16 protein-coding genes are annotated in these 18,858 nt (G+C 71.0%); 4 read left to right on the forward strand and 12 right to left on the reverse strand.

Annotated features, from left to right (window positions below; all coding sequences use genetic code 11):
- Positions 1-60 precede the first annotated feature (60 nt).
- Positions 61-669: a TetR/AcrR family transcriptional regulator gene (locus IE153_RS00530; RefSeq protein ID WP_189587554.1), complete on the reverse strand. Its 609-nt coding sequence runs from the start codon at positions 667-669 to the stop codon at positions 61-63.
- A 109-nt stretch (positions 670-778) separates the two neighbouring features.
- Here IE153_RS00530 and IE153_RS00535 point away from each other — a divergent pair, with 109 nt between their 5' ends.
- Positions 779-2,275: a cytochrome P450 gene (locus IE153_RS00535; protein ID WP_189587555.1), complete on the forward strand. Its 1,497-nt coding sequence runs from the start codon at positions 779-781 to the stop codon at positions 2,273-2,275.
- Here the strand turns inward: IE153_RS00535 and IE153_RS00540 are convergent.
- The 11 genes from IE153_RS00540 to IE153_RS00590 all read right to left on the reverse strand — a co-directional run bounded on the left by IE153_RS00540 (position 2,237) and on the right by IE153_RS00590 (position 13,807).
- The gene (locus IE153_RS00540; RefSeq protein WP_189587556.1) at positions 2,237-3,079 is read right to left on the reverse strand and encodes a pentapeptide repeat-containing protein; all 843 of its coding nucleotides are present in this window, start codon (positions 3,077-3,079) and stop codon (positions 2,237-2,239) included. The genes IE153_RS00535 and IE153_RS00540 overlap by 39 nt on opposite strands.
- 35 nt (positions 3,080-3,114) lie before the next feature.
- Positions 3,115-4,020: an RNA polymerase sigma factor SigJ gene (gene sigJ, locus IE153_RS00545; RefSeq protein WP_189587557.1), complete on the reverse strand. Its 906-nt coding sequence runs from the start codon at positions 4,018-4,020 to the stop codon at positions 3,115-3,117.
- 33 nt (positions 4,021-4,053) lie between these two features.
- On the reverse strand, positions 4,054-4,788 hold the full coding sequence (locus IE153_RS00550) for a PIG-L deacetylase family protein (RefSeq protein WP_189587558.1): 735 nt from the start codon (positions 4,786-4,788) through the stop codon (positions 4,054-4,056).
- Between the two features lie 49 nt (positions 4,789-4,837).
- On the reverse strand, positions 4,838-6,139 hold the full coding sequence (locus tag IE153_RS00555; RefSeq protein WP_189587559.1) for an alpha/beta fold hydrolase: 1,302 nt from the start codon (positions 6,137-6,139) through the stop codon (positions 4,838-4,840).
- A gap of 108 nt (positions 6,140-6,247) precedes the next feature.
- Positions 6,248-7,273, reverse strand: coding sequence for a LacI family DNA-binding transcriptional regulator (locus tag IE153_RS00560; protein ID WP_189587560.1), 1,026 nt, complete (start codon positions 7,271-7,273; stop codon positions 6,248-6,250).
- Positions 7,274-7,357: 84 nt separating this feature from the next.
- The gene (locus IE153_RS00565; RefSeq protein WP_189587561.1) at positions 7,358-8,782 is read right to left on the reverse strand and encodes a BNR repeat-containing protein; all 1,425 of its coding nucleotides are present in this window, start codon (positions 8,780-8,782) and stop codon (positions 7,358-7,360) included.
- Between the two features lie 16 nt (positions 8,783-8,798).
- Entirely contained in the window at positions 8,799-9,119 is a 321-nt protein-coding gene (locus tag IE153_RS00570; protein ID WP_189587562.1) for an L-rhamnose mutarotase, read from the reverse strand.
- 17 nt (positions 9,120-9,136) lie between these two features.
- The gene (rhaS, locus tag IE153_RS00575) at positions 9,137-10,219 is read right to left on the reverse strand and encodes a rhamnose ABC transporter substrate-binding protein (protein WP_189587563.1); all 1,083 of its coding nucleotides are present in this window, start codon (positions 10,217-10,219) and stop codon (positions 9,137-9,139) included.
- A gap of 30 nt (positions 10,220-10,249) precedes the next feature.
- Positions 10,250-11,260 carry an ABC transporter permease gene (locus tag IE153_RS00580; RefSeq protein WP_189587564.1) on the reverse strand — a complete coding sequence of 337 codons (1,011 nt, stop codon included), beginning with the start codon at positions 11,258-11,260 and terminating at the stop codon, positions 10,250-10,252.
- Positions 11,253-12,293 (reverse strand): ABC transporter permease, encoded by a 1,041-nt coding sequence (locus IE153_RS00585; protein WP_189587565.1) that lies wholly within the window; start codon positions 12,291-12,293, stop codon positions 11,253-11,255. The genes IE153_RS00580 and IE153_RS00585 overlap by 8 nt, the downstream gene beginning before the upstream one ends.
- Positions 12,290-13,807, reverse strand: coding sequence for a sugar ABC transporter ATP-binding protein (locus IE153_RS00590; RefSeq protein WP_189587566.1), 1,518 nt, complete (start codon positions 13,805-13,807; stop codon positions 12,290-12,292). The genes IE153_RS00585 and IE153_RS00590 overlap by 4 nt, the downstream gene beginning before the upstream one ends.
- A gap of 261 nt (positions 13,808-14,068) precedes the next feature.
- On the opposite strand from IE153_RS00590, the gene rhaI reads away from it, so the two are divergent.
- From rhaI to IE153_RS00605, 3 genes are all read left to right on the forward strand, one after another.
- Complete coding sequence (gene rhaI / locus IE153_RS00595; RefSeq protein WP_189587567.1) at positions 14,069-15,229, forward strand: L-rhamnose isomerase; 1,161 nt, start codon at positions 14,069-14,071, stop codon at positions 15,227-15,229.
- Positions 15,230-15,345: 116 nt separating this feature from the next.
- Entirely contained in the window at positions 15,346-17,385 is a 2,040-nt protein-coding gene (locus IE153_RS00600) for a bifunctional aldolase/short-chain dehydrogenase (protein WP_189587568.1), read from the forward strand.
- Complete coding sequence (locus IE153_RS00605; RefSeq protein WP_189587569.1) at positions 17,382-18,845, forward strand: rhamnulokinase; 1,464 nt, start codon at positions 17,382-17,384, stop codon at positions 18,843-18,845. Before IE153_RS00600 ends, IE153_RS00605 begins: the two co-directional genes overlap by 4 nt.
- The last annotated feature ends 13 nt before the right edge of the window (positions 18,846-18,858 follow it).

The raw sequence follows: 18,858 nt of genomic DNA on the forward strand, positions 1-18,858 counted from the left end.
CCTAACCTACCGAAGATCGGGGTGCACGCCAACCACGTCACGTGCTCTTTTCGAGACCTTTCAGGGCGTGAGGACGCCGAGCAGGGCGCGCGTACACAGCTCGCGCACCTGCTCCCGGCCCAACTCCGTACCGCGCAGCCACTCCAGGCAGACGGCCGTGGTGAACGCCAGCCAGCCGCGCACGGCCAGCCGGACCTCCGGCCGGTCCTCGAAGGCGGGCCCGAACTCGGGGTCCGCGGCGAGCGCGGCGAGAATCTGCCGCTCCTGTGCGGCCAGGGCACGCTGGTAGACCCGCCGGACCGCCTGGTCCCCGGCCGCGTCGGCGCGGTGGAAGGCCCGATAGCCGTGCGCGTGGGCCTCGACGTACTCCAGGAACGTCACCAGGCCGGCGGCGAGTTGGTCGCGGACCGGGACCCCGGGGACCGCCGCCGTCATGCGCAGCATGCGCTCGCTCTCGCGCTCGACGACCGCCGCGAAGAAGTCCCGCTTGGTCGGGAAGTAGTGGTACAGCAGCCCGCGTGACACCCCGGCGATCTCGGCGACCTGCTCGATCCACACGTCGTCGTAGGGGCTCTCCGAGAAGAGCCGCGCCCCGACCGCCAGGAGCTGCTCCCGGCGCTCCTCGGTACTGAGCCGGCGGCGCGTGCGCCCGCCCTGGTTCGCGGCCATGCCCGCACTTTACTTGACGTCGGTTCAACAACCGGATCAGACTGAACCGCGCTATTGAACCCACGTACAACACGTGCGCATCCGCCGCCGGATCAAGGGAGATCGCGTCATGACCCAGGCGCCGATACGGACCGGGGAGCCCAAGGGTTTCCGGAGTGCCGAGCTGGGCTGGCCGGAGCTGGACCGCATCCCGCATCCGCCGCGCCGGATCCCTCTCCTCGGCGACGTGGTGGGCGTGAACCGGAGCACTCCCCTGCAGGACTCGCTGCGCTACGCCCGCCAACTGGGGCCGGTGTTCCGGCGGAAGGCGTTCGGCAAGGAGTTCGTGTTCGTGTGGGGTGCCCGGCAGGCTGCCGACCTCGCGGACGAGTCGCGGTTCGCCAAGCACGTGGGGCTCGGCGTGGCCAATCTGCGGCCGGTCGCCGGGGACGGCCTGTTCACGGCGTACAACCACGAGCCGAACTGGCAACTGGCCCACGAGGTGCTCGCGCCCGGGTTCAGCCGCGACGCCATGGCCGGCTACCACCCGATGATGCTGGACGTCGCCCGGCGGCTGACGGAGCACTGGGACCGGGCGGCGGCGACGGGCCGGGCGGTGGACGTGCCCGGCGACATGACCAAGCTGACGCTGGAGACGATCGCGCGCACCGGCTTCGGGCACGACTTCGGTTCGTTCGAGCGCTCCCGGCCGCACCCCTTCGTGACCGCGATGGTGGGCACGCTGACCTACGCGCAGCGGCTCAACACCGTGCCCTTCCCGCTGGCTCCCCTTCTGCTGCGGAGCGCGACCCGCCGCAACGCGGCCGACATCGCCCACCTCAACCACACGGTCGACGAACTGGTCAGGGCCCGGCGCGCCACCGGCGGCGGCGACGGCGACCTGCTCCACCGCATGCTGGAGACCGCCCACCCCGAGACCGGGGAGCGGCTGGCGCCCCAGAACGTCCGCCGCCAGGTCATCACCTTCCTCGTCGCCGGGCACGAGACGACGTCGGGCGCACTCTCCTTCGCCCTGCACCACCTCTCCCGCCACCCCGAGATCGCGGCCCGGGCCCGCGCCGAGGTGGACCGGGTGTGGGGGGACACGGAGGAGCCCGCCTACGAGCAGGTGGCCCGGCTGCGTTACGTCCGCCGAGTGCTGGACGAGTCGTTGCGGCTGTGGCCCACCGCGCCCGCGTTCTCCCGGGAGGCCCGACAGGACACGGTGCTGGCCGGGGAGCACCCGATGCGCCGCGGGGCCTGGGCACTGGTGCTGACACCGATGCTGCACCGGGACCCCGAGGTGTGGGGCGCGGACGCCGAGCGGTTCGACCCGGACCGCTTCGACGCGCAGGCCGTACGGTCGCGGCCCCCGCACACCTTCAAGCCGTTCGGGACGGGCGCGCGTGCGTGCATCGGCCGCCAATTCGCGCTGCACGAGGCCACGCTCGTGCTCGGGCTGCTGCTGCGGCGCTACGAGCTGCGGTCCGACCCCGCCTACCGACTGCGCGTGACGGAACGGCTGACACTGATGCCGGAGGGCCTCAGGCTGCGGCCGGAGCGCCGCTCCGCGAAGCCGGAGCCGGCGTCAGGCCTGCGCTGTCCAGTGCCCGGGGCGGGTGACTGACCCGGGCAGCCGGGTCCCGGCACTCCCCCGGGCCGCGTTCAGCTGCGGCTGGGTGAGGAAGAACGCCCCGGTCAGGTCGGCGTCCGTGAGGTCCGCGTCGCGCAGGTCGGCACCGATCAGGTCGGCGCCCCGCAGGTCCGCGCCGGTGAGGTCGGCGGCGATGAGATAGGCGCCGCGGAGACTGGCACCGCGCAGGTCGGCGCCCTTGAGGCGGGCACCCATGAGGTCCGCACCCCGGCGGTCCTTCCTGCGGCCCTTGGTGCCGGCCCTGGCCAGCTCGCTCGTCCTCAGCAGCAGGACGTTGACCTCCTGGCGGTGCGCCGCCACGTCCAGCCCGGCGAGCTCCTCGGGGGTCCCGGCGGTCAGCTCCTCGGTCTTCTCCAGGGCCTCGCGCAGCTCGGCGTGGACGGGTCGGGCCGCGGGCAGGGCGAGCGCCTCGGTCAGGTACCACAGCAGTTCGTGCAGCTGCCGGACCACCGGGAACACCTCGAACATGCGGCGGGCCCGTTCCGGCGGCCCGGTCCGCCAGTCCTGTCCGCCGAAGGTGATCTGCGAGACCTGCTGCCCGGCGCCGAAGCAGTCGTAGACCGTGCAGCCGGTGAATCCCTTCTGCCGGAGCCTGGCGTGGATGCCGCAGCGGTGGTCCTCGCGGAGGTTGCGGCAGGGCGTGCCGGCGGCCTTGTCGACCGCGAAGTCGGCCGAGGCCGAGAAGGGCAGGGCGACGCAGCACAGCCCGAAACACCGCTCGCAGTCGCCGCGCAGTTCCGCCCGCCCGGCCTGATGATCTCGCATGCCGTTCAGCATACGAAACGACACGTCATCGGTCGGGTGCGGTCACCTCACGCCCCGGGCACCTCCAAGCGTTGCAGCCGCTCGGGGTCGGCCAGGATGTACATGTCCGTGATGCGGCCGTCTGCGATCGTCACGCCCATCACCGACTCGATGCGGCCCTCCGGCGCGTTGATCATTCCGACCGCGCCGTTGACCAGCACCAGCTCCGCGGACAGCGTGAACGGGGCGAACATGAGCGCCTGCTCGGCCACCGCCTTCGCTCCCTGCACCAGCTTGGAGGCGGCCGCTCCCCGCACGAGGGCTCCCGAGTCGGCCCGCAGCAGCACATCCGGATGCAGGACGGCCACCAGCGCCTCGAAGTCCCCGGCGCGCGAGGCGGCCAGGAAGGCGTCGAGCACCTGCTTCTGCCGGCCTAGGTCCGGCTCGTTCGACGGCGTGGCGCCGCGCGCCCGGCGCCGGGCGCGGCTCGCCAGCTGCCGGGTCGCGGCGGCGCTGCGCTCCACGATCGGCGCGATGTCGTCGAACGGTACGGCGAACATGTCGTGCAGCACGAAGGTGAGCCGCTCGTCGGGCGCCAGGTTCTCCAGCACGACGAGCAGGGCCAGGCCCACGGAGTCGGCCTGGAGCACCTCCTCGGCCGGGTCGATGTGTGACAGCGGCCGGAGCACCGGGTCCGGGACGAAGGCCCCCACGGTGTCCTGGGTGTCGCCCATCGGCTCCTCGCGGCGGGCGGTGCGCGAGCGCAGCATGTCCAGGCAGACCCGGCCGGTCACCGTGGTCAGCCAGCCGCCGAGGTTCTGGATGTCGTCCGTGTCGGTGCGGCTGAGCTTCAGCCAGGCCTCCTGGACGGCGTCCTCCGCCTCGGAGAGAGATCCGAGCATGCGGTAGGCCACCGCCTTCAAGTGCCCCCTGTGTTCCTCGAAGCGGTGCGCCAGTTCCTCGTTGCCTGTCATGGTCTCCCCCGTCGTCTGTCGATCAACCGCTGATCATCTGCTGAACAGTTCGAACGCCACCGCCGGCCGGCCCCCGAACCGCTCCCCCGTCCTCTCGGCGTGCTGCGTCAGGAAGCCGCGCACGTACGTCTCCGGGTCCTCACTGGTCAACACCTCGATGTACGTGCGGTGTTCCAGCAGGGAACGCACCGCCCGCTCCAGGCCGGATGCCGCGTCGACGGCGTGCGTGGGGGTGCTGGAACCCGCGACGGCGACCCAGCGCACGCCGTCCCAGGGGTCGAGGCCCTGCTCGACGAGCTCGGGGAAGATCCACCGGTTGCCGGCGTCGCCGGCCGCATCCAGCGTGGCCCGGCCCACGGCCAGGTGGTCCGGGGTGTTCCAGGCGACGCCGCCCCAGGTGTCGCGGTGGTTGAGCGTGATGACCAGCTCGGGCCGGTGCCGGCGGATGGCGGCGGCGATGTCACGGCGCAGCGCGGTGCCGTACTCGACGACCCCGTCCCTGTGGTCGAGGAACTCCACCTCCGACACGCCGACCACCGCCGCGCTCGCCCGCTGCTCCCGCTCGCGCAGCGGCCCGCACCGCGCGGGCTCGATCGTGTCGATGCCCGCCTCTCCCCGGGTCGCGAGCACGTAGGCGACCTCGCGGCCCTCGTCGGTCCAGGCCGCGATCGCCGCCGAGCAGCCGTACTCGAGATCGTCCGGGTGCGCCACGACCGCGAGGGCACGCCGCCAGTCGTCGGGCATGGGCTGCAGTTGAGTGGGCGTCATATCCGCAGACTAGTCCGCCCCACCGGCATCACCGGGCGTAGGCGCGGCATCACGCCTCGCCCCGCACCAGCGCCAGCAGCCGGTCGAGGACGCGGGGACCGCCGGTGCGGATGCCGTCGTGCTCGAACTCGTCCGTGATCCAGGTGCGCAGGCCCCGGATCGTGCGGGCGGTGCGCAGGGAGTGGGCCGTGTCGACGTACATGTCGTCGTGGTAGACGGCCGCCACCACCGGCACCGTGTTGGCGGCGAGGCGGGCGGGGTCGTACAGGGGCGTCCAGTCGGTGCGGGCGGCGAGCAGGTCGGCGGTCTCGCGCAGCGGGCGCAGCGCCGGGTCGCAGTCGAACATCCAGGGGTGAATCGATTCTCCGGTGAACAGGAGAGGCTCGTCGCCCGCGAGGGCCTTGGCGGCGTCGAACTGCGGGAACTCGGCGCGGACCCGCTCGGCGGACCAGGCCGTGGGCCGGGCGTCCTGGCCGTAGATCGACTCGTGGACCAGGGCGTACAGCGGGTGACGGGCGTAGGAGAGCATGGACTGCACCTGCTCCTGGAACGCGTCGGAGAGCATGGAGCCCTGCGGGGTGCGGACGAAGGCGTTCTCCAGGAGGTAGTGCAGGCGGTGGGTGCCGTCGCCGGTGCCGAGGGCGATGCCGAGGGACTGGAAGGCCTCGACGGTGAGCCGGTAGCCGTTCGGCAGGACCACGTCGTGGTGCAGCAGGTGCTCGGCGATGCGGCGGGCGCGCTCGACGTCCTGCGGGTAGCGGGCGTAGTGGGCGGCGACCTTGCGTTCGATGCGCGGGAAGGCGGCCCGGTAGACGTCGTCGGCGTGGGCGTCCAGGGCGGGCAGACCGCCGGTGATCACGGCCGTCGCCAGGCCCTCGGGCGCGAGGGACAGGTAGCTGGTGACGCAGAAACCGCCGAAGCTCTGCCCGAGGACGGTCCAGGGCTTGCCGCCGGTGAGCTCGGCGCGGATGGCCTCGCAGTCACGGACGATCGCGTCGGCACGGAAGTGCGTGAGGTAGCCGGCCTGCTCGGCCGGGCCGCCGCGCAGCGGGAGCGTCTGGCGGTTGGCGGGTGCGCTGTGGCCGGTGCCGCGCTGGTCGAGCAGCAGGACGCGGTACTCCTTGAGGGCCCGGCCGAGCCAGCCCGGCCGACCGACGGAGCGGTCCGCGCCGAAGCCGGGGCCGCCCTGGAGGTAGAGCAGCCACGGCAGGTCCTGGTGCGTCTTGTCGCTCGCGACGACCTCGCGGGCGTACAGCTCGATCGTCTCGCCGTCGGGGCGGCCGTGGTCGAGGGGAACGGTGAAGCGGCGATCGGTGAGGAGGACTCCGGGCTGGCGGTAGCTGACGGTCAACAGGGCTCCCGGGACGGACGGATTTTCGGGCCGCGTCCCAGTTCATCACAGCGATCGTCCGCGGGTGAGCCCTTCGATCATGAAACCTTGCTGAACGGCCGTTCAGGCTCAGCGGGCGGACAGGCTGGAGCGGCGGACCACCAGCTCGGGCTGGAGGACGACCCTGCGGTGCTCGTGTGCGCGCGCCGCGCCGTCTTCCTCCGTCTCCTCCAGGAGCAGGTCGGCGGCCATGGCGCCCATGGTGACGGCGGGCTGCCGCACCGAGGTGAGCGGGACGGCCGCGGCGGCGGCGAACTCGATGTCGTCGTAGCCGACGATGGCGAGGTCGTCGGGGACGCCGACGCCGGCCGCGTACATGGCCTGGAGGACGCCGAGGGCGAGCAGGTCGTTGGCGCAGAACACGGCGGTGGGCCGGTCGGCGAGGCCGAGCAGCCGGGCCCCGGCGTCGCGGCCGGCGGCGACGTCCAGCCGTTCGGTGGGCAGCTCGCGCAGCGCGTCGGGGCCGAGCCCGGCTTCGGCGAGCGCCTCCAGGGCGCCGGTGCGGCGGTCGCTGACCTGGTTCAGGCCGGGCGGGCCGCTGACGTAGGCGAGGGAGCGGTGCCCGGCGTCGACGAGGTGGCGTACCGCGAGGGCGCCGCCCGCCACGTCGTCGACGGAGACCGAGCACTCGGTGGTGCCCTCGGCGACCCGGTCGACCAGGACGAACGGGATGTTGTGCCGGCGGAACGCCTCGATGTTGCGGCCGGTGGCGTCGGCCGGGGTGAGCAGCACGCCGCGCACCCGCTGCTCGGCGAAGAGCGACAGGTACTCGGCCTCCTCGCCCGGGTTCTGGGCGCTGTTGCAGACCATCACGCCGAGTCCGGCCCGGCGGGCGGCACGCTCGGCGCCGCGCGCCACGTCGACGAAGAAGGGGTTGCCCATGTCGAGGACGAGCAGCCCCATGATGCGGCTGCGGCCCGCGCGCAGCTGGCGCGCGGACTCGCTGCGGACGTAGCCGAGCCGGTCTATCGCGGACAGCACCCGGGCCCGGGTCTCGGTCGCGACCGTGTCCGGGCGGTTGATCACGTTCGAGACCGTGCCGACGGAGACTCCGGCGACGCGGGCGACGTCCTTGATACCCACCGACTGGGCCATCGGGCAGGGACCTCCAGAGGGGAGACGAGGGGCGGCCGGGGCGGCCTCACATTACCGGCATGCCGCCCCGGGAACCGGATGCGGTCAGGCGGGCAGGCGGAAGTCCGTCACGTGCAGCGCCGAGGGCGTCGTGCCGCTGGACTTCTCCTGGTACATGAACGACAGCACCCCGTCCTGCGCGACCCGCGTCTCGTCGATGACGACCTCGCCGAAGGCGTTGAGTCCGCTGCCGTCGAAGAGGATCCTCCAGTCGGTGTACCCGGAGGCGGCGGAGGCCGCGGCGATCCTTCCGAAGGGGAAGACCGCGTACGCGTTGTCGTACTTGTCCAGGATCAGCTTGGTGCGCTGGCTGGAGTTCAGCGGGACCGGTATCTCGGTCTTCTGCCAGGTGCCGGAGGCGTCCTTGCGGACGTGGAAGGCACGGCCGCCCGCGGTGCGGTCCGCGACGTAGTTCGTGGTGCACTGGCCGAACCGGCCGGGCACGTAGGAGATGATCGCGTGCGGCCGGCCCGCGGAGTCGGTGAACTGGCTCTCCTGGTTCATCAGGGAGTGGTCCGGGTTGAGCGGGTCGATCACCAGGCCGGCGTCGGTCACGGACACCTTGTCGGAACCGCCCGTCACACCCACCACGGTGCCGGCGTTGTTGCGCCAGGTGCGGCCGCGGTCGTCGGAGTAGACGTAGCCGGTGTCGTGGTTGGTGATGCCGCCGCCGTTGCACATCACTGCGCCGTTCTGCTCGCGCCAGGTGAAGAAGGAGTGCAGCCGGCCGTTGCGGTCGTAGTCGATGCCGTGCAGGTACATGTTGCGGGCCGTCGAGGAGCCGTGCTCGCTGATGTACGTGCCCGTCGAGGCGGACCACTCGCCGAGGTCGGTCCACTTGGTGCCGTCGTACTCGGCGAGGGCGTTGCGGCCGTTGCCGGAGACGGCGACGCGGTAGCTCAGCTGGAGCTTGCCGTCGGGCGTCGACACGAACTGCGGATAGGTGAACTGCGAGGTGAGCGCCACCCCGTCCAGGGTCGACCGGGGCGCCCCGAAGCGGCTCGCGGTCCAGCTCAGCCCCGCGGGGTTGTCCATGAGCCCGGCGACGGACTTGACGTAGGTGAAGCCGTCGCTGTGGGAGTCCATGTTGAGGTGCAGCCGGCCGTCGACCTTGGAGACGCCCATGGAGATGACGTTGTGGGAGTCGCTGGCCTTGAGGGTGTGGCCGACCTTCACGGTGGACCAGGTGCTCCCGCCGAGGACGCGGCGGCCGACGACGGCATTGCGGTCAGCCGTGTACCAGACTGCGTACTGGTAGCCCTTGTAGGTCAGCAGGCCGTTCTTCTGGAACGCGTTGTTGTTGACCAGCCCGTCGTACGACACGAAGAAGATCGCCTGGCCGTCGAGCGTGGTGGTGCCGGTCCGGGTGACCGAGGGGCCGGGGTCGGCGGCCCGCGCGGTGCCGGAGGCGAGGGCCGGGGTCACCACTGCTCCCGCGAGGGCGGCGGCCAGCAAGGTACGTCTGTGCATCTCGTGGACTCCATCGTCATGCGAGGTGGAACACTTCGGTGAGCGGTTTCATGGCCTCGTCGGGCCGGGCGCCGTCCAGCGACTCGAAGAACGGCGCCATCTCCGCCTGCCAGCGCGTGTTGACGTCGGTGGCTTCCATGGCGGCCCGGGCGGCGGCGAAGTCCTCGGTCTCGAGGTAGCCGACGAGCAGTCCGTCCTCGCGCAAGAAGAGCGAGTAGTTGTGCCAGCCGGTCTGCGAGAGTGCCGTCAGCATCTCGGGCCACACCGCGGCGTGCCGCTCGCGGTACTCGTCGAGGCGCTCCGCCCGGACCTTCAGCAGGAAGCACACGCGCTGCATCAACGACCTCCCGGGGTCTAGAAGTTGAACTGGTCGATGTTCTTCGCGTCGAACACGGTCGGCTTGCCGAGGCTGATCACGCCGTCCTTGCCGATGGTGTACTCGCCCATGGAACCGGCCTTGAAGGTCTCGCCCTCCTTGCCGGTGATCTGCCCGGAGGACAGGGCGACGGCGGTGCGGGCGGCCAGCTCGCCGAGCTTGGCCGGGTCCCACAGCTCGAACGCCTCGACGGTGCCGTTCTTGACGTACTTGCGCATGTCGTTCGGGGTGCCGAGGCCGGTCAGCTTGACCTTGCCCTTGTACTTGGAGCCCGACAGGTACTGAGCGGCGGCCTTGATGCCGACGGTGGTCGGGGAGATGATCCCCTTGAGGTTCGGGTACTCCTGAAGCAGGCCCTGGGTCTGCTGGAAGGACTGCTGGGCGTCGTCGTTGCCGTAGGCGGTCTTCACCAGCTTCATGTTCTTGTACTCGGGCTTCTTCAGCTCGTCCTTCATGAAGTCGATCCAGGTGTTCTGGTTCGTCGCGGTCTGCGCGGCGGACAGGATCGCGATCTCGCCCTTGTAGCCGATCTGCTTGGCGAGCAACTGCACCTCGGTACGGCCCAGGTCCTCGGCGGAGGCCTGCGAGACGAAGGCGTTACGGCAGTCGGTCTTGGTGTCCGAGTCGTAGGTGACGACCTTGATGTCGTTCTTCATGGCCTGCTTGAGGGCGGTGCACAGCGCACCCGGGTCCTGCGCGGACACGGCCATCGCGTCGACCTGCTGCTGGGTGAGCGTGTTGACGTAGGAGACCTGCCCGGCGGTGTCGGTCGCGCTGGACGGGCCGACCTCCTTGTAACTGGAGCCCAGCTCCTTGAGCGCCTTCTCGCCGCCCTTGTCGGCGCTGGTGAAGTACGGGTTGTTGACCTGCTTGGGCAGGAACCCGACGGTCAGGCCCTTCTTGGTGGCCGCGTTCGGGTCGGCCTTGCCGGCGGTGGCGGCGCTGCCGCCCTCGTTGGCGACGTCCTTCTTGGTGGTGCCGCCGCAGGCGGTGAGCGCGAGCGCGAGGGAGGTGGCGGTGGCGAGGGCCGCGCAGCTGCGGCGCAGGGTTGACTTGCGCATGGCGTTGGTCCTTTACGAGGAAGGGCTGGGTTACGAGGTGGGAGTCGAGGCGGCTCTGCGACCCGCCCTCGCTGTGGAGATTTGCCGTACGACCCGGGGGCCGAGCACGGACAGAACGAGCAGGACGCCGGTGACGACGATCTGGGACTGGGCGGACACGTCCTGGAGGCTCATCACGTTCTGCAACGCCCCCAGCAGGAACACCCCCGCGATCGCACCGCCCAACGTGCCCTTGCCGCCGTCGAAGTCGATGCCGCCGAGCAACACGGCGGCCACGACGGACAGTTCGAGGCCGGTGGCGTTGTCGTAGCGGGCACTGGCGTAGTGCAGCGCCCAGAAGACGCCGGTCAGGGAGGCCATCAGACCGGTCAGCGTGAACAGGATCAGCTTCTGCCGCCTGACCCGGATCCCGGCGAAGCGGGCCGCCTCCTCGCTCGCCCCGATCGCGAACAGCGACCGCCCGAACGGCGTGGCGTGCAGCGCGACCACGGCGATGGCGAGCAGGACGAGGAACGGGAGGAAGGCGTACGGGATGAAGGTGTCGCCGATCCGCCCGGCCGCGAAGTCCAGGTACTGCGTGGGGAAGTCGGTCACCGCGTCCGAGCCGAGCACGATCTGCGCGATGCCCCGGTAGGCGGCGAGGGTACCGATGGTCACGGCGAGGGACGGCAGCCCCAGCCTGGTCACCAGCAGCCCGTTGACCAGTCCGCACACGACACCGAGCAGCAGGCAGATCGGGATGATCGTCTCGATGGTCATGCCCTGGTTCCACAGGGCCCCCATCACGGCGCCGGACAATCCGGCCGTGGAGGCGACCGACAGGTCGATCTCGCCGGAGACGACCAGCAGGGTCATGGGCAGGGCGATCAGCGCGATGGGGAGCGTGTTGCCGATCAGGAACGACAGATTGAGCGCGTTGCCGAACCCGTCGACGAAACCGAAGGAGAACAGCAGGACCACGACGAGCAGGACGCCGACCGCTGTATCCCACCTTTTCAAGGCGGACCAGCGGACCGCTCGGCTCAGGGAGATGTCAGCCATGGCGGGCGTTCCTCTTCTTCAGGGCGGAGGCCACGCGCAGCGCGACGACCCGGTCGACCGCGATCGCGAGGATGAGCAGGATGCCGTTGATCGCGAGCACCCAGACGGAGCTGACGCCGAGGGCGGGCAGCACGCTGTTGATGGAGGTCAGCAGCAGGGCGCCGAGGGCGGCACCGTAGACGCTGCCGGAGCCGCCGGTGAAGACGACGCCGCCGACCACGACCGCGCTGACGACGGTCAGTTCGTAGCCGTTGCCGGTGCCGGAGTCGACGTTGCCGAAGCGGGCCAGGTACATCGCGCCGGCGAGTCCGGCGAGGGCGCCGCAGAAGGTGTACGCGGCCAGGATCCGCTTGCGGACGGGGATGCCGGCGAGGCGGGCGGCCTCGGGGTTGGAGCCGAGCGCGTACAGCTCGCGGCCGCTGGCGAAGTGCTTGAGGTAGTAAGCGGTGGCGATGAGCACCGCCAGCGCGATCAGTGCCAGGTACGGCACCGCGGAGAGGCCGCCGGAGCCGAAGTCGACGAATCCGCCGGGCAGATCGGCCGCGGTGATCTGGCGGGAGCCGACCCAGATGGAGTCGATGCCGCGGATGATGTAGAGCGTGCCGAGGGTGACGACGAGCGCGGGCACCTGGCCGAGGCTGACGAGGAGTCCGTTGAGCAGTCCGAAGCCGACGCCGAGCAGGACCGCCAGGGCGATCGCCACGACGGAGTCGCCCCCGCCCTGGAGATACGTGCCGGCGGCGAACGCGCTGATGCCGAGGGTGGATCCGACGGACAGGTCGACGTTGCGGGTGATGACGACGAGGGACTGGCCGGTGGCGACCAGGACCAGGATCGTCGCGTTCAGCAGCAGGTCCTTGATGCCCTGCTCGGACAGGAACTCGCTGTTGCCCGCCTGGGTGACGCCGATCATCACCAGGAAGACGAGCAGGATGGCGAGTTCGCGCATCTTGAAGACGCGGTCGACCAGCCGGGTGCCGCTCGACTTGGGCACGTCGGCCACGGGGGCTTCTTGCGGGGTGACGACCGTCATCCGGCGGCCCTCCCGGTGGCTGCGGCCATCACGGTTTCCTCGGTGGCGTCGGAGCGCGGTATCTCGGCGGTGAGCCGGCCCTCGTGCATGACCAGCACGCGGTCGGCCATGCCGAGGATCTCGGGCAGGTCGGAGGAGATCATCAGGACGGCCACGCCGTCGGCGGCCAGCTGCGACAGCAGCCGGTGCACCTCGGCCTTGGTGCCGACGTCGATGCCGCGGGTCGGCTCGTCGACGATCAGCACCTTCGGGCCGGTGGCCAGCCACTTGGCGAGTACGACCTTCTGCTGGTTGCCGCCGGACAGCGTGTTGACCGTGTCGGCGATCCGGGCGTACTTCACCTGGAGTTTGACGGCCCAGTCGAGGGAGCGGCTGCGCTCGGCGCCGCGGTCCATCAGCCCCGCCTTCACGGTCGTACGCAGCCCGGTGAGCCCGATGTTCCGCTCGATGGACATGTCCATCACCAGGCCCTGGGCGCGCCGGTCCTCCGGGACCAGGGCGACTCCGGCGGCCATGGCGGCGGAGGGCGCGCCGTTGACCAGGGACGTGCCGTGGACCGAGACCTCGCCGGCGTCCCGGCGGTCGATGCCGAACACCGCCCGGGCGACCTCGGTGCGCCCGGCGCCGACGAGCCCGGCCAGGCCGACGATCTCGCCGTGCCGGACCTCGAAGGAGACGTCGGTGAAGACCCCCTCGCGGGTCAGCCGGCGCACGCTCAGGGCGACTTCGCCCGGAGTCACGTCCTGCTTGGGGTAGAGCTCGTCGAGGTCGCGGCCGACCATGCGGCGCACCAGGTCGTCCTCGGTCATGCCCTCCAGGGGCTCGCTGGCGATCCTGGCGCCGTCGCGCAGGGTGGTGACCCGGCGGCAGATCTCGAAGATCTCCTCCAGCCGGTGGGAGATGAACAGCACGGCGGCGCCCTGGTCGCGCAGGGTGCGGACGACGCCGAAGAGGCGGGCGACCTCGCTGCCGGTGAGGGCGGCGGTCGGCTCGTCCATGATCAGGACGCGGGCGTCGAAGGAGAGGGCCTTGGCGATCTCGACGATCTGCTGGTCGGCGATGGACAGGCCGCGGGCGGGCCGGTCGGGGTCGAGTTCGACACCGAGGCGCTGCATCAGGGCGGCGGTCGCGTTGTGGGTGGCCTTGTGGTCGATCCGGCCGAGGGCGCGGCGCGGCTGGCGGCCCATGTAGATGTTCTCGGCGATCGACAGGTCGGGGAAGAGCGTGGGTTCCTGGTAGATCACGGCGATGCCGGCGTCGCGGGCGTCGCCGGGTCCGTGGAAGGCGACGGGCGCACCGTCGAGCAGCACCTGGCCGGCGTCCGGGCGGTGCACTCCGGCGAGCGTCTTGATGAGCGTGGACTTGCCGGCACCGTTCTCACCGGCGAGTGCGTGCACCTCCCCGGGGAACAGCTCAAGGGAGACGTCCCGCAGTGCACGGACCGCGCCGAAGGACTTGGAGACGTCTCTCAGCGCGAGAACCGGGGCCGGACCCGTGGTGGACGGGTGGGTCATGAGGGCTCCTCGACGACGCCGGCGGGTCGGCCCTCTCGGCGTCGTGAAAGGTTTCAACTGGGTTGCCGGGACGTTAGGCGGGCCGCGCATGTCACGTCAATGGGTTCCGGTCGAAAAAGTTTCGAGGACAGAAGGTCACGCATGAGTCACGGGAAACCGTCTCGACCGCAGGGGTTGACACCCCTTCGGGGGGCCCATAACTTCGCGTTCTGAATCGTTTCATTCAGTGGTCGTCACGACCCGATGTCACAGGAGCCTGACGTGACCGAGCTCGCCGCGGCGAAGGCCGCTCTCAAGACACAGGCCGTCGAGACGCCGTCGTGGGCCTACGGGAACTCGGGCACGCGGTTCAAGGTGTTCGCGCAGCAGGGTGTGCCGCGCACCCCGTTCGAGAAGCTGGACGACGCGGCGAAGGTGCACGAGTTCACCGGCGTCGCCCCGACCGTGGCCCTGCACATTCCGTGGGACAAGGTCGACGACTACGCGGCGCTGGCGAAGCACGCCGAGCAGCGGGGCGTGAAGCTCGGGGCGATCAACTCCAACACCTTCCAGGACGACGACTACAAGCTCGGGAGCATCTGCCACCCGGAGGCTTCCGTGCGGCGGAAGGCCGTGGATCATCTGCTGGAGTGCGTCGACATCATGGACGCGACGGGCTCGGCGGATCTGAAGCTGTGGTTCGCCGACGGGACGAACTATCCCGGGCAGGACGACATCCGGGGGCGGCAGGACCGGCTGGCCGAAGGGCTCGCCGAGGTCTACGAGCGGCTCGGGGACGGGCAGCGGATGCTGCTGGAGTACAAGTTCTTCGAGCCGGCGTTCTACACGACGGATGTGCCGGACTGGGGTACCGCCTACGCCCACTGCCTGAAGCTCGGGCCCAAGGCGCAGGTCGTCGTCGACACGGGGCATCACGCGCCGGGGACGAACATCGAGTTCATCGTGGCGACGCTGCTGCGCGAGGGGAAGCTCGGCGGGTTCGACTTCAACTCGCGGTTCTACGCGGACGACGACCTCATGGTCGGGGCGGCGGATCCGTTCCAGCTGTTCCGGATCATGTATGAGGTGATCCGGGGTGGAGGGTTCACGCCCGAGGTCGCCTTCATGCTCGACCAGTGTCACAACATCGAGGCGAAGATCCCGGCGATCATCCGGTCGGTGATGAACGTGCAGGAGGCGACGGCGAAGGCGCTGCTGGTCGACGGTGACGCGTTGAGGGCGGCGCAGCGCGGTGGTGATGTGCTGGAGGCCAATGCCGTGTTGATGGATGCGTACAACACGGATGTGCGGCCGTTGCTGCGTGAAGTGCGCGAGGAGATGGGGTTGGACCCCGAGCCGCTCGCTGCGTACCGGCGGTGCGGGTGGGGTGAGCGGATCGTTGCCGAGCGGGTTGGTGGGCAGCAGGCGGGGTGGGGTGCGTGAGCGTCTGCCGGGTTCTGTGATCTGCGGAGTGCGGGTGGTCTGTGGTTGATCGCGCAGTTCCCCGCGCCCCTGAAAAGAAGGCACCTCACCCACTCCCTCTTGAGAAGGAACCGTTCATGCCTACCCATCCCGAAGCCGCCGCTCTGCTTGCCCGATCGCACCGGCTCGGCAGCGATCCCAGGAACACCAACTACGCCGGGGGCAACGCCTCCGCCAAGGGCACCGAGACCGACCCCGTGACCGGTGGTGATGTCGAGCTGATGTGGGTCAAGGGGTCCGGCGGTGATCTCGGGACGCTGACCGAGGCCGGGCTCGCCGTGCTGCGGCTGGACCGGATGCGGGCGCTCGTGGACGTGTACCCGGGTGTCGAGCGCGAGGACGAGATGGTCGCCGCGTTCGACTACTGCCTGCACGGGAAGGGCGGGGCCGCTCCGTCCATCGACACCGCCATGCACGGGCTGGTCGAGGCCGCGCACGTCGATCATCTGCACCCGGACTCGGGGATCGCGCTCGCGTGTGCCGCCGACGGGGAGAAGCTGACCGCCGAGTGCTTCGGGGACAGCGTGGTGTGGGTGCCGTGGCGACGGCCCGGTTTCCAGCTGGGGCTGGACATCGCCGCCGTGAAGGAGGCCAATCCGCAGGCCATCGGGTGCGTGCTCGGCGGGCACGGGATCACCGCCTGGGGTGACACCTCCGAGGAGTGCGAACGGAACTCGCTGCACATCATCCGGACCGCCGAGACGTTCCTCGCCGAGCGGGGCAGGGCCGAGCCCTTCGGACCGGTGATCGAGGGGTACGCCGGGCTGAGCGCCGCGGAACGGCGGGAGCGGGCCGCCGCGCTCGCCCCGTACGTGCGGTCCCTCGCCTCGCAGGACCGGCCCCAGGTCGGGCACTTCGACGACTCCGAGGTCGTGCTCGACTTCCTCGCGCGCGCGGAGCACCCACGGCTCGCCGCGCTCGGGACGTCCTGCCCGGACCACTTCCTGCGGACCAAGGTCCGGCCGCTGGTGCTGGACCTGCCGCCCAATGCCCCGCTCGACGAGGCGATCGCCCGGCTGAAGGAACTGCACGCCGAGTACCGCGAGGAGTACGCCGCCTACTACGAGCGGCACGCCGAGCCCGACTCCCCCGCCATGCGCGGCGCCGACCCGGCGATCGTGCTGGTGCCGGGCGTGGGCATGTTCTCCTTCGGCAAGGACAAGCAGACCGCCCGGGTCGCGGGCGAGTTCTACGTCAACGCCATCAACGTGATGCGCGGGGCCGAGGCCGTCTCCACGTACGCGCCGATCGAGGAGTCCGAGAAGTTCCGGATCGAGTACTGGGCGCTGGAGGAGGCCAAGCTCCAGCGGATGCCGAAGCCCAAGGCGCTGGCGACCCGGGTGGCCCTGGTGACGGGTGCCGGCAGCGGCATCGGGAAGGCCATCGCGCACCGGCTCGTGGCCGAGGGGGCGTGCGTGGTCGTCGCCGACCTCGATGCGCAGAACGCCCAGGCCGTCGCCGAGGAGCTGGGCGGTCCCGACAAGGCCGTCGCCGTGACGGTGGACGTCACCTCCGAGGAGCAGATCGCCGAGACGTTCCGATCGGCCGTGCTGGCCTTCGGCGGAGTCGACCTCGTCGTCAACAACGCGGGCATCTCGATCTCCAAGCCGCTGCTGGAGACCTCCGCCAAGGACTGGGACCTCCAGCACGACATCATGGCGCGCGGCTCCTTCCTCGTGTCACGGGAAGCGGCCCGGGTGATGATCGCCCAGGAGCTGGGCGGCGACATCGTCTACATCGCCTCGAAGAACGCCGTGTTCGCCGGTCCCAACAACATCGCCTACTCCGCCACCAAGGCCGACCAGGCCCACCAGGTGCGGCTGCTCGCCGCCGAGCTGGGCGAGCACGGCATCCGGGTCAACGGGATCAACCCCGACGGTGTGGTGCGTGGCTCGGGCATCTTCGCCGGCGGGTGGGGCGCCAAGCGGGCCGCCGTGTACGGGGTGGAGGAGGAGAAGCTGGGTGAGTTCTACGCCCAGCGGACCCTCCTCAAGCGCGAGGTGCTCCCGGAGCACGTCGCCAATGCCGTCTTCGCGCTGACCGGTGGGGACCTCACCCACACGACCGGTCTGCACATCCCGGTCGACGCCGGCGTCGCGGCCGCCTTCCTGCGATGAGCGCGACCGTGAAGTCCTACGCCGCGGTCGACCTGGGCGCGTCCAGCGGGCGCGTCATGGTCGGCCGCGTCGGCCCGGACTCGCTGGAGCTGAGCGAGGCGCACCGCTTCCCCAACCGGCCCGTCCGGGTGCCCGAGGGGCTGCGGTGGGACGTGCTCGGGCTGTACGCCGGGGTGCTCGACGGCCTGAAGGCGGCCGGTGCCCGCTGCGGTGGACGACTCGACTCCGTCGGCATCGACAGCTGGGCGGTGGACTACGGGCTGCTGGACGCGGACGGGGCGCTGCTCGGCAATCCCGTGCACTACCGCGACTCCCGGACGGAGGGTGTCGCGGAGAAGGTGTGGGCGACCGTGCCCGCGGCGGAGCTGTACACCGCGACCGGGTTGCAGTACGCGCCCTTCAACACCCTCTACCAGCTGACCGCCGCACGATCGACGGCTCAGCTCGCCCGGGCCCGGCGGCTGCTGCTGGTGCCGGACCTGCTGACGTACTGGCTGACCGGCGAGCAGGGCACCGAGCTGACCAACGCGTCCACGACGCAGTTGATCGATCCCCGCACCCGTGACTGGGCGTACGGCATCGCCTCCCGGCTCGGCATCGACCTGGACCTGTTCGCGCCGCTGCGGCAACCCGGCGATCCGTCCGGGCTGCTGCGCGGCGAGGTGCTGGAGGAGACCGGGCTCGCCGGTCCGGTGCCGGTGACGGCCGTGGGGTCGCACGACACCGCTTCGGCGGTCGCCGCCGTCCCGGCGTCGGGCGAGCGGTTCGCCTACATCTGCACGGGCACCTGGTCGCTGGCCGGTCTGGAGCTGGACGCGCCGGTGCTGACCGAGGAGAGCCGGGCGGCCAACTTCACCAACGAGCTGGGACTGGACGGCACGGTCCGCTACCTGCGGAACATCATGGGGCTGTGGCTGCTCCAGGAGTGCGTGCGGGCCTGGGGCGAGACGGACCTGGGCGCGCTGCTGCTGGAGGCGTCCAAGGCTCCGGCCCTGCGGTCGGTCGTGGACGCGGGTGACGCGGCGTTCCTGGCGCCCGGGCGGATGCCGGAGCGGATCGCCGAGGCGTGCCGGGCCTCGGGGCAGCCGGTGCCCGAGTCGCCGGCCGAGGTGACGCGCTGCATCCTCGACTCCCTCGCCCTCGCGCACCGCAAGGCCGTCTCGGACGCCCAGCGGCTCGCGGGGCACGCGGTCGACGTCGTGCACGTGGTCGGGGGCGGTACGCGCAACGCGCTGCTGTGCCAGCTGACCGCCGACGCGTGCGGGCTGCCGGTCGTGTCCGGGCCGACCGAGGCCGCCGCGCTGGGCAACGTCCTCGTGCAGGCGCGGGCGCACGGGCTGGTCGGTGACCTGGCCGGAATGCGGCGGCTGCTCGTGAACACACAGCCGCTCACACGGTACGAGCCCCGGGGCGGGACCGAACGGTGGCACGCCGCGCAGGCCCGGCTCGCCGGGGAATGACGGGGTCTCCCCC

The organism is Streptomyces massasporeus, assembly GCF_014648995.1.
Classification (GTDB): domain Bacteria; phylum Actinomycetota; class Actinomycetes; order Streptomycetales; family Streptomycetaceae; genus Streptomyces; species Streptomyces massasporeus.

Bases quoted from the DNA above. Each gene is read 5' to 3' on its own strand.
- IE153_RS00530 (WP_189587554.1), bottom strand. From the start codon at position 669: ATGGCCGCGAACCAGGGCGGGCGCACGCGCCGCCGGCTCAGTACCGAG.
- IE153_RS00535 (WP_189587555.1), top strand. From the start codon at position 779: ATGACCCAGGCGCCGATACGGACCGGGGAGCCCAAGGGTTTCCGGAGT.
- IE153_RS00540 (WP_189587556.1), bottom strand. From the start codon at position 3,079: ATGCTGAACGGCATGCGAGATCATCAGGCCGGGCGGGCGGAACTGCGC.
- sigJ (WP_189587557.1), bottom strand. From the start codon at position 4,020: ATGACAGGCAACGAGGAACTGGCGCACCGCTTCGAGGAACACAGGGGG.
- IE153_RS00550 (WP_189587558.1), bottom strand. From the start codon at position 4,788: ATGACGCCCACTCAACTGCAGCCCATGCCCGACGACTGGCGGCGTGCC.
- IE153_RS00560 (WP_189587560.1), bottom strand. From the start codon at position 7,273: ATGGCCCAGTCGGTGGGTATCAAGGACGTCGCCCGCGTCGCCGGAGTC.
- IE153_RS00565 (WP_189587561.1), bottom strand. From the start codon at position 8,782: ATGCACAGACGTACCTTGCTGGCCGCCGCCCTCGCGGGAGCAGTGGTG.
- IE153_RS00570 (WP_189587562.1), bottom strand. From the start codon at position 9,119: ATGCAGCGCGTGTGCTTCCTGCTGAAGGTCCGGGCGGAGCGCCTCGAC.
- rhaS (WP_189587563.1), bottom strand. From the start codon at position 10,219: ATGCGCAAGTCAACCCTGCGCCGCAGCTGCGCGGCCCTCGCCACCGCC.
- IE153_RS00580 (WP_189587564.1), bottom strand. From the start codon at position 11,260: ATGGCTGACATCTCCCTGAGCCGAGCGGTCCGCTGGTCCGCCTTGAAA.
- IE153_RS00585 (WP_189587565.1), bottom strand. From the start codon at position 12,293: ATGACGGTCGTCACCCCGCAAGAAGCCCCCGTGGCCGACGTGCCCAAG.
- IE153_RS00590 (WP_189587566.1), bottom strand. From the start codon at position 13,807: ATGACCCACCCGTCCACCACGGGTCCGGCCCCGGTTCTCGCGCTGAGA.
- IE153_RS00600 (WP_189587568.1), top strand. From the start codon at position 15,346: ATGCCTACCCATCCCGAAGCCGCCGCTCTGCTTGCCCGATCGCACCGG.
- IE153_RS00605 (WP_189587569.1), top strand. From the start codon at position 17,382: ATGAGCGCGACCGTGAAGTCCTACGCCGCGGTCGACCTGGGCGCGTCC.